Genomic DNA, 14,035 nt, shown 5'->3' on the forward strand with positions numbered 1-14,035 from the left:
ATTGAGGTTAAGCCTTCAAGCGATTGAGTAAACGCGCTATCCTCTCTTTTGTGCCATGAGCTTTGTTCTGTTCAGCATAATATGCCTCGGCATATCGCTTTTGGCTATCGCCTTTCATAGGGATAAGCAAGCTTCTGTAGGCTGCAAGCCCCTCCATGGCTCTAAAATAATCACCGTACTTTAGGGCCGTTTCATGTTGCAATAATGCATTTACTTTGTGATCCCAAATATCAGATATATCGAGATATGAGTTAGCAGGGCAAGGGTTCCATACTTCGTAGTAGAGCATTGTCGTCTCTTTGGAGTTGCTGGCCGCTTTAACGTACTCACCAATCAATCGATGGTCCGGATGGTTGTCACCAAACCAGGGGCTGATCACAAGGTCTGCTTTATGTTCTAAGACGAGAGATTGGATATGGCTTTTTAGTAGTGGCTCGTGACAGAGCCTTCCATCCGGAAGCATTAAATATATAGCCTCACGTTGAATGCCCAGTTTTTTTAAAGAGCTTTTAAATTCCGAAATCCTAAGCTCCGAAGTGTTCTCGGGAAGTACCCCGCCCCCGTCTCCGTTTGTAACAAGTACAACAATGATGTCACAGCCCTGTTTGGCTAGCGTGTAAAGTAGCCCGCCGCAGCCAATTGCCTCATCATCTGGGTGTGGGATAAAGGCAAGCGCCTTTGATACATTCAATAATTGCGGGTAAAGGTTATTCATATAGACTGTTTAGCCAATCCTCTAAGGAGTGCAGCTTGATACTGTTTTGAAGTCTCTATCCAGGTTGGGTGCTGGGATGAAGCCTCTTTTGCTTTTGTTTGCCAATGTATTAGTTGATTCTGGTCGTCAAGTAGCTCTTTTATGGCACTAACAAGATTCGTTTTATTCATGGTTATTAGTATTGCCCCTAACGCCCCTATTTCTGCAGCGGCACCTTTGTTAGGTAGTATGCAAGCTGCGCCTGCAGACATGGCTTCTAAGTTTGCCAGGCCAAACGATTCATTTTCACAGCAGCTTACATAAATCGTGCACTCCGAATAAAGTGTTTGCACATCCTCACTATGCCCTAGGATGGGGGGTGGGTGAAGTCTGTCTGTGTTATTTGTAACCCGGAACTCAGCTAGGTCACCAGCTCCTGCGATTATTAGTTGTATTGGGTAGCCCTGAGATTGCAGCTCTGCGATCGCCCCAATAAGAATGGGGTAGTTTTTAACAGGTGCTAATCTTCCTACCGCTAGCACCATAGCTTGCTTAGCATTGTTACTTTTTGCTTCACGAATCGTTGGTATGCTTAGATCGCTAATATTATTGCGGCCATGGGGAATTGCCAGCCAGTTTTTGGGCGTGTGGCTGAGCGAAAAGTCTTGGCCTGCCGCTTCAAGTGCCGCCTTTGAAGGGAAAAATACATTGGCGACATCTTTGATCAAGAATTGCTCAATTTGAATAAGGGCTTTGTAAATGTAGCGCGGGACAGAAACGCCGTCTTGTTTAATTGCGGATGTATAGCTACCCAATCCGTGCTCCGATAAAAAAAGGGGGAGTGGGCTTTTAAATTTTCCTTGTTTGATTAGGCCAAGTTGGAATCCCGCTATCATGTATGGGTCTTGGAACCAGACTGCGTGAATTGAGCTATCAAGTCTGATAACCGAGGCAGCATACATGCCTTGTAATAAAGCCTCCTTTAAAATATCACCTGCGTTACCAAATGGCTTGCAAAAAAGAGTGAAAATGCCTCGCCATTTTCTATGGTACTGCTCTGTATCGCTAAGGCTTACATATTTGAAGATGATTGTGTCCTTTTCGATATTTGAGCAAATCTTTTGAATCGACTTGCCCAGTCCATACTGGCTATCTAAGCCTCGTTCCCTGGAAACGATTAGGACTCTGTAGGGTGCAGTAGTTGTTGATGAGTGCATTAGAGGGGAAGCTCTCCGTTAGCAATACGTTGTAGAGCTGATATATCCTTGATAATTAAAGTTTGCGCGCCATCTTTATCAATGAGTTGTTTTGTTGAGAGTCGCTGGAAAATACGTGTAACAGTTTCCCTGCTTGTATTAAGCATGATGGCAATTTCTTGGTGTGTAGGGGGGTGGCTTATGGAATTAACGCTACTGTCCTTTGCGAGTAGTACAAGTTGTGCGCAAACGCGCTGAGGGATATCGCCAATAGCCAAAAGTCTTCTCTGGTTATTAAGAAGCCTTACTTTTCCTGCAAGCCTTTCACCTAATTCGCTCATTAGTATCGGAGTATTAAATGCAAGTTCTCTCATCTTTTGGATGTTTACAGAGATGACAGTAGATTTAACAGTAGTAATCAGTGTTTCAGGGTAAGCTTGTTGGTCAAAAAGGGCTAATTCACCACAGTAGCCGCCCTTTTCAACAAAAAACAAACCAACTTCCCTGCCATCAATTGTAAAATCTATGCCCTGTAGGCGTCCCTCAAATAGAAAGAATAGCTTATCGCTAGGCTGATCAGTTTCATAAATGATAGCCCTTCTGTTCAGGTGCTTCAGTTCGGTAAACAGTGTTAGCTCTTCCAGTTGCTGAGGACTTAGGCTGTTCAGCAAAGGGAAGGTTCGCAATAGTTCAACTGTAACAGGGTTAGTTTGCATGCGAGGATTTTCGCACAAACTTTACTTTATAAATACATCTCGTGATGTTAAACGGAATTGTTCCTCTATTGTGATCGTCATCACAGAACTGTTTTAATCAATTATGTACTATTACACGCCTAGAAATTTGAATCCGCACCTTTTCTGTGGGTTAGATGGTTATATGAAGTCGATAAAATTTTTGATATTTCCTTTTTACTTGCTCGTTACGATTTTGCTGGGCATGCAGGTCGCTATTGCGTCAGAGATCGCGAAGGCAACATATTTGGTTGGCGATGTTAAAGTTGAGCGACAGGGAACGACTATAAGCCTTCAGGAGAATGGTTCGATCTTTGAAGGGGATGCCCTTGTTACGGGCGCAGATGGAATTGTCCATATTCATTTTGTTGATGGTGCGCTTATTAGCGCGCGTCCTGGAACTAAATTGCAGGTCGTACGATATTTCTACGACGAAGCAGCGCCCGAGAACTCTGAGATAAAATTGGAACTCATACGTGGAGTGGCGCGCTCAATTTCGGGTAAAGGTGCTCAGCATGCCAAAGATAAGTACCGTCTTAATACCCCAGTAGCGGCGATTGGTGTGCGCGGTACGGATTATGAAGTATTTGCCAGCGACACGGGTTTGCAGGCTTCGGTGAATTCTGGCGGTATAGTTGTTGCGCCATACTCAAGCGAATGTCTGCAGTCGTCTTTGGGTCCGTGTGGTGAGGGCTTCGTTGAACTATTTGCTGGAGATAGTCGTGTTGTTGTTGTTGGATTTGACTCCAATGAGGCGCGTCTGATGTCTGTTATTGATGCAATCAAGCTCCTTCAGCAGCAAGGCGAGTTGGATAAAGCGAGTGCATCGAACGATCTAGGTACAGCTGAGCCTATCAAAGACTTGGCAGAATCTGACTCTAAATCTGACGATACTACTGAAGCTACAAAAATTGATGATGTTGAGCCGCTTGCAGAATCAGCTCAAATTGCGTCAAACCTGAGCTCTGATCTTGTGAGTAGACAGCTTGTTTGGGGGCGTTGGAGTGGGGCTGTATCGGCGGATGAGCTTGCTCTGGATTACTCTTCAGCAAAGATAGGGCGTGCTTCAGTTTTAGGTAATACTGAATACGGTCTGTTTCGAGCGGGTAAGTTTCAAAGCATGCCTAATGAAGGTGTTATAGATTTTAGTTTGCAGGGTTTTCAGGCAGAAGCGTCCTCTAATGGAGCCTCTTCCAAGTTGGCTAATCTTGGTGGTGAGTTGAAATTGGATTTTGGGTTAGGGGCCTATTCAACTGATTTGTTGATGCATTCCGCATTAACAGACTATGTAAGCTTAAGCGAAAGTGGTGTTGTAAGCTCCAATGGAGTATTTGTTACTCGTACACCAAACCAATGGGTGGCAGGTGCGCTATCACCAGACCTTTCTGAGGCTGCCTATTTCTTCCAATTAAATAGTAATGGTTTCCTTGTTGAGGGGACTACGCTTTGGAATAAACAGTAAGCATGAATACTGCCAAGGCCAAATCAACTATCTCTATAGTCGAGCATATGTCCGGTATTGGGCGACTTAAGCTAAGGGCAATGTCAGCACTCATCGTGCTTGCCATTTTATTTAGCCTGATGTTGTTCTCGCCTGGTTTGCTTTCGAGTTTAAACCGTTCGATTGATGATGTTTCTTGGCGTTTTTTGGCTAGTCCAGATACTAAGCTGGAGCCTGTTGTTATCGCTATAGACGAGAAAAGTCTTGATAAAGTTGGTGCTTGGCCGTGGTCGAGAGATACGCTGGCTGATCTATCGCAAGCGCTTGCTCACTATGAAGTTAAGAAGCAGATGTTTGACATTGTCTTTCCTGAGTCTAAGAAAGGTGATGCGCGTCTAAAATCTGTGCTTCTTAGGAATGACGCAATTATAGGTCAAATTGGATTCGCCAATGGAGAGGGCGGTGCGCGTAAAGGTGCAATGACTCATGCGCTTTCAAATGTGACGTGTGGTGCGGGTACCTATCCAGCTTCAGGGTTTTTAGCTAATAATCAATCTTTGCAAGATGTTAACAAGGGGCATATTACGCCACTGATAGGCCCTGATGGGGTTGTTCGTCAGGTACCTAGTTTGCTCTGCCTTGATGGTTTGGTTTATCCCTCCCTTTCTTTAACTTTTAAAATGGCTGAGTCGAATAACACTACTGTCGCAATCGAGAAAAACACCTCATTTTGGGGGCCGGCGTATTGGTTGGGATTGTCAAATGACAGCGCTAAAGTGCCAGTGGGCGATATGGGAGAGCTTCAGGTTCCTTACCATGCAAAACCTGGAAATGTTCAGACTTACTCAGCAGTAGATGTCCTATCTAAAAAAATTCCACCTGAACTATTAAAAGGCCGGATAGCACTTGTGGGTGGGACTGCCTTTGGTTTGGGTGATGTGTTGCCCACGCCTTTCAGCGGTGCTGCTGCAGGAGTTGAGCTTCAGGCGAGACTGGTCGATGCATTAATGCAGGAGCGTTATGTTTACATTCCAAGCTTCGAGGCGTTAATGCTACTTGCTTTAGTCATAGCGTTGATGTTGCCTTCTTGGTTATTTAAATCGCAAACTGGTGGTGTGGCAGTTTGGGTCTATCCAAGCTTAGTTCTGATCACCCCTCTGTTTTTGTTTGTAGTTAAAGTTACTCTTCTTAAAACGCTTGGTGCCCAGCTGCAAATAGCTGGGGCTGTTCTATTTGTAATTGTCACAAATCTGTTTTTTACGCTAATAGAATATTTAATTACTCTTCGAGATCGTGGCCGATTGATGGTGAATCTTTCGGCGGGTGTGTATCGAAAAAACTGTTGTGGTTTCGTAATGGATTTCTTCTTGAAGTTTTGAAAAGCCTCGGGCACTCTTTGCCACCTTTTGGGTGGTTGTATGAGGCGACGGTACGAATCAAATTTTAAGTTGGCAGTAGTCGAAGAGTCATTTCGCGCAAGACAGTCTGTAAGAGCAGTTGCAGAGAAATATGATTTAAATGCAAATTTGCTTAGTGCTTGGCGTAGTAAGTTTCGTCGATTAGGGCGGTTGGCACTTACGGAATTTGGATCTTCTAATCAATCTTTGCGATTATCAAGAGCAGAGCGTAATGAGCTAGCTGTTACAAAATTTCGCAACGACAATCCTGATCTGCTTGAGGTCTCAAAGGTCGAGCGCTTCAAAGCTATACAGGCTTTGAGTTCACATTATTCGCTGGCGTTTCTATGCCGTGCACTCTCAGTAAGTTATTCTGGATATAAGTACTGGCGGGATAAACCATCTGTTCCAAATAATAGCTGGGAAATATTTTTAAAAGAATTAGTACATAACATACATGTTAGTAACTATTCAGCGTACGGCGCTAAACGGATTAAAAGACATCTTGAATCCTATTTTATTAACTTTTCTTTGTACAAAACTCGAAAATTAATGAAGTTAGCAGGGATAGTAGCTAACAGGTATAGGAAAGACCAAAAACGTAAATTATTTTTTGCGAGTAGGGATGTTTCGCTAGGTTTTAAAAATAACGACTTTAGAGCCTTGGAGCCGAATATGAAATGGGTGACAGATATATCTGAGATAAAACTTTCGAGCAATAAAGTTGCTTATCTTTGTATTGTCGTTGATCTATATGAACGCCAAATTGTTGGCTGGAATCTTTCCGAAAAAAAGGGCACCTGTCTTGTCTTAGGTACACTTAAAAGAGCCCTTATAAATCGTAAGCACCCTGTGAAGTTAATTTTGCATTCGGATCAGGGTAGTGAATTTACAAGTGGGGACTATCTTCTATATTTGAGTAAATTTGGTATTACACCGAGTTACTCACGTGTGGGTACGCCCGGTGATAATGCGGTATGCGAAGCTATGTTTTCCCTAATTAAACAAGATTGCCTTTATGGGATTGAGATGCCTGATCTTGATGTCGCCTATGAGGTATTACGTGATTATTTTATGCGTTCTAATTTTTCCCGAAATATACCTATTCAAAGTGAGGTACTAGCTTTTCATCAGAGTTTTTATGCTAAGGATTGCTTTTTGTCGACAATAAATAATTGTAATTATCTGGTGTAGATGTATTTGCTTAATATATCCAAAAGGTACGAACATGATTAAGTATAAAAAGATACCACAGTTTAAAACTGAAGCAGATGAGAGAGCATTCTGGGAGAGCCATGACTCAACTGAGTATTTTGATTGGAGAGATGCAAAGCAAGTTGTAATGCAGAACTTACAACAATCCCCTGAAACTAATGAACCATATAATTCTGATAAAAGCTCGGGTCAATCTAACTTGGAAGGTTAGTTAATGTTCGCTACAACACAGTAAGTGTGAATGCGCATTCAGAAGATCTCAGTGGTATAGCCTAGTCCTGTTAATTCAAGTTCTTCCAATTCTATGGTTTGCTCTAGAATTGGTAGCTCCAAAGCTAAGTTAAAGAGCTGGGAGCGTGAGTATTCTCCTGCCTCAAGCCCGGCGGAGTACTTGTCTTGAAGATCTTGCGTAATTTCCGCACCGAAACAGTTTCGGTAGATGTGTTTTACCCACTCATCGTTGGATGATCCAATTTTAATTTCAATCAATCCGCTCTCTAGGACTAGTGCTTGCAGTGCTTCTTGCGTGTACCCATTTCCGAGTAAATGTTTGCCCGTAGAAAAGTATTTTGAAATATCTGCTTTTTCAAATGCTAAACCAATCAACTTTGTTAGAAAGAGGTTGTCAGATCCAATCGTGAACTCATTTTCGAATCTCACCTGTTGCCCTGTTACAAGATCTAGAGGATCTAAACGTTGCATTTTTAGTACTTCTGTTTGATGCGACGCAGTTAATACTAAATCACCTGTTATCCAGAAGTTTTTTGTATCAGTTTCGTACTTATTGAACATCAATGTATTGATTAATGGCATATCTTGATTAGCAATTAAATTTCCATCTGTGTCTAAGTAGTCGATGTTTTGTGCGTTTTGTTGGTCAATTATATTCTGTAAAGCATTAATTCCAGTCGGTTGCTGGCCGTTGGTGTAGAAGATTTCAAATCCGATGATCTCTTCTTTACCGTCACGAGCATCTAGAATATTTGATGATCGAAGACGCATTGTGCCGACCAACTCATCGATGCCATCACCATTGATGTCTACAGGAAAAAGACCCTCGCATAAGTCTGCAAGTGTAGAAGAGTAATCAGAAAGTTGAGCCGGTTCATAACTCCCTGCTTCGTTTTGCAGCATTATGTCAGGAAAAAGTTCTGGGTATGCTAGGTAGTGACGCATTACCCCTTCTCCGTAAACCTTTAAGACCAAATCAAGTCTGCCATCATTGTTGATGTCACTTTGATTGGCTTGAAGGACTTCGAACTTATCTTGTAACAAGCCTGGCCAAATAGAGAGGTCAAAATAGCTTTCTGTCACATCTACTGGCGCGCCTGTTGTCCATGAAAAAACATATGGTTGAATAGTCGAACTGCCTGCTGTTGGCCAGAGCAAGAGCTCATTTCTCCCGTCTCCGTCGAGGTCTATAGAATCTCCCTGGGTTAATCTCAGCCCGTCTTGAGAGTGCAGACTTTGAATGGCACTGCTCTTATAGTTATTCATCGCAGGTAGTGGAATTTCAATTAACTGACCATCGAATCGGCCATTAATATTTTCTACCACTATTGCGGAGTGTTTATCTTCAACCACGTAATCTCTTGCGAATACTAAATCAGGTAGCGAAGAGCCAAGGAAGTCACCTAGAACAGTCATGGCGGATAGTGTTCCACCCTCACCGCCCAGAAGATTAATCGCCTGCGATGATAGGAGTGAAGTCAGCTTTGATTCGATAAACTGTCCTGTTCCGTCATTGATTTGAACAATTGACTGGTTTGGTTGATGCCCCATTGAACTAATGAAGTCAGGATACCCATCTCCGTTAATATCTCCTGCGCTCCCTTTACCTGTATCTGTTCTGGTGACTCCATTTGAACTCGGTAAGCGAAGTACGAATCCTTCAGACCCAAGGTTTTCAAGAATTGCATCTTCGATTAGATATAAATCTATAGGGTCGTGGGTAAATCCTTCATAGCTAATGACTGCGTCAAGATCCCCGTCTAAATCTACATCCACTATTTCCACCCCACCAACCATTTCTGGGCGTGGGTGTTCCACCGAAATGGGTGCGCGTTCAAATCCAAAACCGTTTGAGTAAAGCACTTGAAGCGTGTCTTGATAATAAAGACTGGAATCGAAATTCAGTTGGGTAGGATCGCTTAGCCCCATTGAGACAAGTAGATCTTCTCGCCCATCCCCGTTAAAGTCAGCAACAGCTTGTATTCCGTAGCCTCCACCTATATGGGTGCCCTCCCACCTAGGTGAGCTGACGAGGTAGCCAAATACACGATCGTGCGAAGCTATTACTTCAGTAGCCATACTGTTCCTACGTTAGGTGGTGGAAGTTCTTAATTAATCTGTTAACTCACTAGAGAATATCAAACGCTTGAACAAGCATAGGGTCCAATACGCCTACTATTGGTGTGACAGTTTCTGCAGGTGCAGGTGCAGGTGCAAGATTACCATCCGAATCAACGACCATTGTTTCTCCGTTTTCATTGGTAATACTTCCATCACTATTTACCGTCAAATTACCTTGACCATTGGATTGAGCATAAGCAATAGCATCATCTTGTGACTCATGACGGCTTTGGTAACTTCCATCCGCATTCTGTGTTGCAGACGGGGTCTGTGGTGCTGCTGGCGCTGGAGTTTCAGGGTTGGAAGTATCGCCTGCAGCTGGATTTGGTGCTGGAGCAAGGTTGCCATCTGAGTCGTACACCATAATTTCGCCAAAGCGGTTAGTAATGGTGCCATCTTCTGCGACGGTCAATTCACCCTGACCGTTTGCTTGTGCATAGGTGATGGCATCAGCTTCAGTATCAAATCGGCTCTGGTATGTTCCGTCTGGGTTTTGATCTACAGGGGCGAACGCCGGAGGAGGGACGTTGATTCCTCGTTCAGATAGGAATCCAGTAAATTTATCCTCATGGCTGAAGCGGCCGAGAATATCATCAATTTGAGTTTGAGTAAGTGAAGCTGCAACCGTATTGATGTCAAAATCTCCTAGATATCCAAGGAGTGAATCTACATCACCTGCATTCACCAATTGCGTTGGGTCAAATACAGGGCCAATCGCTGCTGGGTTTGGTGCTGGAGCAAGGTTGCCATCTGAGTCGTACACCATAATTTCGCCAAAGCGGTTAGTAATGGTGCCATCTTCTGCGACGGTCAATTCACCCTGACCGTTTGCTTGTGCATAGGTGATGGCATCAGCTTCAGTATCAAATCGGCTCTGGTATGTTCCGTCTGGGTTTTGATCTACAGGGGCGAACGCCGGAGGAGGGACGTTGATTCCTCGTTCAGATAGGAATCCAGTAAATTTATCCTCATGGCTGAAGCGGCCGAGAATATCGTCAATTTGGGTTTGAGTAAGGGAAGTCGCAACCGTGTTGATGTCAAAATCGCCCAGATATCCAAGGAGTGAATCAACATCACCTGCATTCATCAATTGCGTTGGATCAAAAATAGGCCCCGTCGTTGCAGGGTTGGGTGCTGGAGCAAGATTGCCATCCGAGTCGTACACCATAATTTCGCCAAAGCGGTTAGTAATGGTGCCATCTTCTGCGACAGTCAATTCACCCTGGCCGTTGGCTTGGGCGAATTCTATTGCTTGCTCTGTTGATTCAAAGCGCCCTGTTTCCGGCAGGGGCACTGAATCGCTTGTATCTTCTGTTTTAGTTGGTACTGTGACACCATGAGTTTCTAAGAAGTCGGTGAATACAGTCTCTTTACTAAACTTTCCTAAGATTTGATCAATATGTGACTGTTCAAGAAGTCCTGCTACTTCACCTAACTCAAAGTCATCAATCAAATTAACAAGGTCGTTCGCACTCTCTGAGCTAAGAATATCTTCACGTGTTACAGAAATAGCCATTATCAACCCCACTTTAATTTTTATCTAAGATGAATTTAACTCCAAAAACTAAATACGTCTACATTAGTGGTTTAGATCTCTCTCGTAAGATATATTTATTATTTTGCTTCTCAGTCTTTTAGAAGTGGTACTCACCCAAACGGTGTGTATTCAAGTCCAGTTTCGGTAAGACCCACAAAATTAATATTAGAGGCATTAAGGGGCGTCTCTGCTGCAAGCACGCCTAACGATCCCTTGTTGTATGAACCACCAACAAGCATATCAACGAAAGGCTTAGCTTCAGCTTCGGTTGGAGCAACACCCACTACGTTCGTGTAAAGGTGGTTAACAACATTTTCATGACTAGCATTTGCACCTAATGCTGCATCTATAGCCAAGGCCATAAGTTGTTCATAAGACCAACCAATATCTAAGTAATGTAAGCCTATACCCGCATACTCTTTGTTAGTTACTGCATCTGCACCGAATACAGCTCCTAGTATCTTAGCTGTTTGTCCCGCACTAGCATCTAAATCTAAAGCTATGTTGGCATCGGAGAATTGGATGCGCTCAATGTTTCTTAAAGAATCGCCCTCAACGGAGAAAAAATCTGAATCCTTTAAAATGGCGCTCCTACTATTGTTGTAAACAACCGTATCAATTCCTGACCCACCGTCTACTATATCTATCCCAGTAGTTAAATGAATTACATCATTTCCCCCTAAACCCCAAATTCTATCGTCTAGATGGGTATCAGTTAATTTTTCCGATAGTTCTCTTTCAGGAAAGGTTACTAATCTAGAACTTACAATACCTTTTCCGTTTGATTGATTTAATATGACTTGGTTTAATAGTCCATTATCACTCATAGCAAGTGTTGATACTCCACCAGATGCACTAATACTTGTGGAAAGTTCATTACGGATTGTATCAACGAAAACTTGATCCTTATTTTGTAGAAGTAAAGATGCAGATTGATGGGTTGATGTATTAAAAGTTGCCCCATCAACAAATAAATCTAGAAGTCCGTCTAGGTTGAAATCCTTAGGTGTTAATGGATGATAAGGAGATTCTGAAACGATGTTATACCCAGATAAATAATCGTCTGTTACATCTTCAAAAATTCCAGATCCCATATTCATTAAAAATTGGACTTCAGATAAGTCTGGCCACTTAGTGCCATCCCATGCTGCTCTACTGAATATTATGACGTCACTTAACCCGTCTAATGAGAAGTCAAAAGCTAGAGCCCTTACATCATGACTAAGCTCGTCACCAGTGAGACTATTTTCTAGTCTTGGTAAAGGAAGAACTGAAATAACTTCAGACCAAATGAAGGTTCCTTCGTTTTCTATGTGGAAGTTTCTTAGTACCGTGTCAGCATTACTTGTATCGCCTCCATCAGCTACGATCGCTAACATCTCACCCGTACCTAGAAAATCGCCTAGTACAATTGCTGATCCCGGAATTACGTCACTTTCTAGAACTAAATTAAGCCCTGAATCACTACCTAAATAAATTCTAGAAGAATCACCGTATCCGGTTGTAACAATATCCCAAAAGCCATCATTATTTATATCAGCAGAAGCTGCACCATGTTGCCATGCCTCAACTATCTGTAAGCTTTCTTGCCTAAAATAATTGTTATTGACGTTATATAGAACCACAGGCGAAAGGAAGTGCTCCATATCTGCGTAAGCACTTAGAAAAATGTCAGTTGTTCCATCACCATTGAAATCACCGGCTACAATTTGACCTATGCCTTGGATAGGGGACGAGACATCATCAGGAAGCCAGAGATCGGTTTTATCTACTAGCTCTCCATTTGCCCAGCCTAGAATATGTAAGTTTAATTTTGAAAATTCACTAGGTGTATTAGGTTGCGTTTCAAATCCTCCAAAAATAATTTCCTCAGCACCGTCCCCATCTAAATCAATTACAAAGGGATCTTGATGAGCAACGTATCTGTTACTTCCGTCGTTATAATAATTAAAGGTAACAGTTGAACTTATTCCAGAAAGACTTGGCATAACAAACTCCAATTAAGCTAGAGTGAATAATAGATTTCTAATTAACTTTAAAGGCTGGTTAGTTATATCACTTAAGTATCTGTATAGATACTTAAGATTTAGGAGAGCGAAAATAGTTCAGCTCAAGCTTCCTTTTAGCGACTCAGTCTTTTAGAACGTGATACTCACCCAAACGGTGTGTATTCAAGTCCGGTTTCGGTAAGACCCACAAAATCAATATTAGAGGTATTAAGGGGCGTCTCTGCTGCAAGCACGCCTAACGATCCCTTGTTGTATGAACCACCAACAAGCATATCTACAAACGGCTTAGCTTCAGCTTCAGTTGGAGCAACACCCACTACGTTCGTGTAAAGGTGGTTAACAACATTTTCATGACTAGCATTTTACTGAATGATGGTGATGGTGGATTCTCTTACGACTTAACGATGGTGCCCACCGAGATCAAAGGAAAAAATCTATATATCTCAGAACTGGTTGATGTTGATTTAGATGGATACTTGTATTTAGTTGTTGGCGGGCACGAGTTCCAAGGTGCGGAAACGCTAATATATTGGGGCAGTGAATCCCCTGGCTTCAGCAATGACCTGAAGACGGTTATCCCAGAGGCTGCGGGGTATCAAATTGTGATCGATATAGATGTTGCCGATATCGACTTAGATGGGGCGAATGAGGTAGTGCTAACAAGAGTTGGTAGTCCGCCAATAAACGATTTCTACGATGGGTTTTATCTGCAAGTTTTGAATCAGGAATCTCGGGCAATCGATGACATCACGTCATTTTCTTTTCCAAACAATATACTCGCCTCCGAGCTAGATCAGTGGTTGAGTTGGACCCGTTTGGCAGATGTCGATAGAGACGGCGACTTGGATATATTCTTTGATGATGACTGGAACTTCTTGCCCGAGTTTATTGCCTTCAATGATGGAAATGGGATATTTGCTTTTACCTAGCTCATAATCCCTTAGGAGATATATGACGGTTTTGAGTGGGAACAATGGTCCCACTCATTTACCATTTAAGCCGATTTAGAAAAGGTTTGCGTATTCTGATAGTTGGGCGAAAGAGGCGTGACTTGCTGTGTACTCGGCCATGACTGAGCCCGCAGTTACACCTGCGTTGTATTGCTGATCGTAACCGGCATTCCACTCAGAAGGGCCATCCGCAGAGTACATGTAATTAACATCGTTTCCGAATAGATACTTTGCCATACCATCCAGGTATCCATCGAGGTAACCTGATCCTTGGCCAGCAGTGTTTAGGCTTAGGTGCTCGGACGGTTTGTAATCTAGGAAGCCTGCGAACAAGTCCATGGCATCTCAGGCTTACAGTCAAATTCATTATCAAGGCGTGTTTTCGAAGGCCTAGCGGGCTAAGTCGAGAAAGCACAACGCTGAAGATGGATTTGACTGTAAGCCCCGCAGGGCGTGACCTGTAATGTGCATCTACTGTGTTGCTCTTCTTGCTAAGGACTACGGCCATTA

General features: G+C 42.9%; 13 protein-coding genes. 5 read left to right on the plus strand and 8 right to left on the minus strand.

Annotated features, from left to right (window positions below; translation table 11 throughout):
• Positions 1-7 precede the first annotated feature (7 nt).
• From XMM312_RS00060 to XMM312_RS00070, 3 genes are read right to left on the minus strand one after another with little or no spacing between them, the layout of a single operon-like run.
• Complete coding sequence (locus tag XMM312_RS00060) at positions 8-715, minus strand: PIG-L deacetylase family protein (RefSeq protein ID WP_173488468.1); 708 nt, start codon at positions 713-715, stop codon at positions 8-10.
• Complete coding sequence (locus XMM312_RS00065; RefSeq protein ID WP_173488469.1) at positions 712-1,911, minus strand: glycosyltransferase family 4 protein; 1,200 nt, start codon at positions 1,909-1,911, stop codon at positions 712-714. Before XMM312_RS00065 ends, XMM312_RS00060 begins: the two co-directional genes overlap by 4 nt.
• Complete coding sequence (locus tag XMM312_RS00070; RefSeq protein WP_173488470.1) at positions 1,911-2,606, minus strand: Crp/Fnr family transcriptional regulator; 696 nt, start codon at positions 2,604-2,606, stop codon at positions 1,911-1,913. Before XMM312_RS00070 ends, XMM312_RS00065 begins: the two co-directional genes overlap by 1 nt.
• Before the next feature lie 103 nt (positions 2,607-2,709).
• On the opposite strand from XMM312_RS00070, the gene XMM312_RS00075 reads away from it, so the two are divergent.
• From XMM312_RS00075 to XMM312_RS00090, 4 genes are read left to right on the plus strand one after another with little or no spacing between them, the layout of a single operon-like run.
• Positions 2,710-4,086, plus strand: coding sequence for a FecR domain-containing protein (locus XMM312_RS00075; RefSeq protein ID WP_173488471.1), 1,377 nt, complete (start codon positions 2,710-2,712; stop codon positions 4,084-4,086).
• 2 nt (positions 4,087-4,088) lie between these two features.
• Positions 4,089-5,444, plus strand: coding sequence for a CHASE2 domain-containing protein (locus tag XMM312_RS00080; RefSeq protein WP_173488472.1), 1,356 nt, complete (start codon positions 4,089-4,091; stop codon positions 5,442-5,444).
• Between the two features lie 39 nt (positions 5,445-5,483).
• A complete protein-coding gene (locus XMM312_RS00085) occupies positions 5,484-6,656 on the plus strand; it encodes an IS3 family transposase (protein ID WP_256368464.1) in 1,173 nt (390 codons plus the stop codon).
• Positions 6,657-6,690: 34 nt separating this feature from the next.
• Positions 6,691-6,888 (plus strand): CopG family antitoxin, encoded by a 198-nt coding sequence (locus tag XMM312_RS00090; RefSeq protein WP_173488474.1) that lies wholly within the window; start codon positions 6,691-6,693, stop codon positions 6,886-6,888.
• A 38-nt stretch (positions 6,889-6,926) separates the two neighbouring features.
• On the opposite strand, the gene XMM312_RS00095 is transcribed toward XMM312_RS00090, so the two are convergent.
• From XMM312_RS00095 to XMM312_RS00110, 4 genes are all read right to left on the minus strand, one after another.
• A complete protein-coding gene (locus tag XMM312_RS00095) occupies positions 6,927-8,987 on the minus strand; it encodes a VCBS repeat-containing protein (protein WP_173488475.1) in 2,061 nt (686 codons plus the stop codon).
• A gap of 49 nt (positions 8,988-9,036) precedes the next feature.
• Positions 9,037-10,545, minus strand: a complete 1,509-nt coding sequence (locus XMM312_RS00100) for a hypothetical protein (RefSeq protein ID WP_173488476.1) — start codon at positions 10,543-10,545, stop codon at positions 9,037-9,039.
• A gap of 131 nt (positions 10,546-10,676) precedes the next feature.
• Complete coding sequence (locus XMM312_RS00105; RefSeq protein ID WP_173488477.1) at positions 10,677-12,554, minus strand: VCBS repeat-containing protein; 1,878 nt, start codon at positions 12,552-12,554, stop codon at positions 10,677-10,679.
• A gap of 164 nt (positions 12,555-12,718) precedes the next feature.
• Positions 12,719-12,892, minus strand: coding sequence for a hypothetical protein (locus tag XMM312_RS00110; protein WP_173488478.1), 174 nt, complete (start codon positions 12,890-12,892; stop codon positions 12,719-12,721).
• Between the two features lie 33 nt (positions 12,893-12,925).
• On the opposite strand from XMM312_RS00110, the gene XMM312_RS00115 reads away from it, so the two are divergent.
• Positions 12,926-13,504, plus strand: coding sequence for a hypothetical protein (locus XMM312_RS00115; protein WP_173488479.1), 579 nt, complete (start codon positions 12,926-12,928; stop codon positions 13,502-13,504).
• A 75-nt stretch (positions 13,505-13,579) separates the two neighbouring features.
• Here XMM312_RS00115 and XMM312_RS00120 read toward each other — a convergent pair whose 3' ends face one another.
• Positions 13,580-13,864, minus strand: coding sequence for a hypothetical protein (locus XMM312_RS00120; RefSeq protein WP_173488480.1), 285 nt, complete (start codon positions 13,862-13,864; stop codon positions 13,580-13,582).
• Positions 13,865-14,035 lie beyond the last annotated feature (171 nt).

Source organism: Marinobacterium sp. xm-m-312 (assembly GCF_013283295.1).
Classification (GTDB): domain Bacteria; phylum Pseudomonadota; class Gammaproteobacteria; order Pseudomonadales; family Balneatricaceae; genus Marinobacterium_E.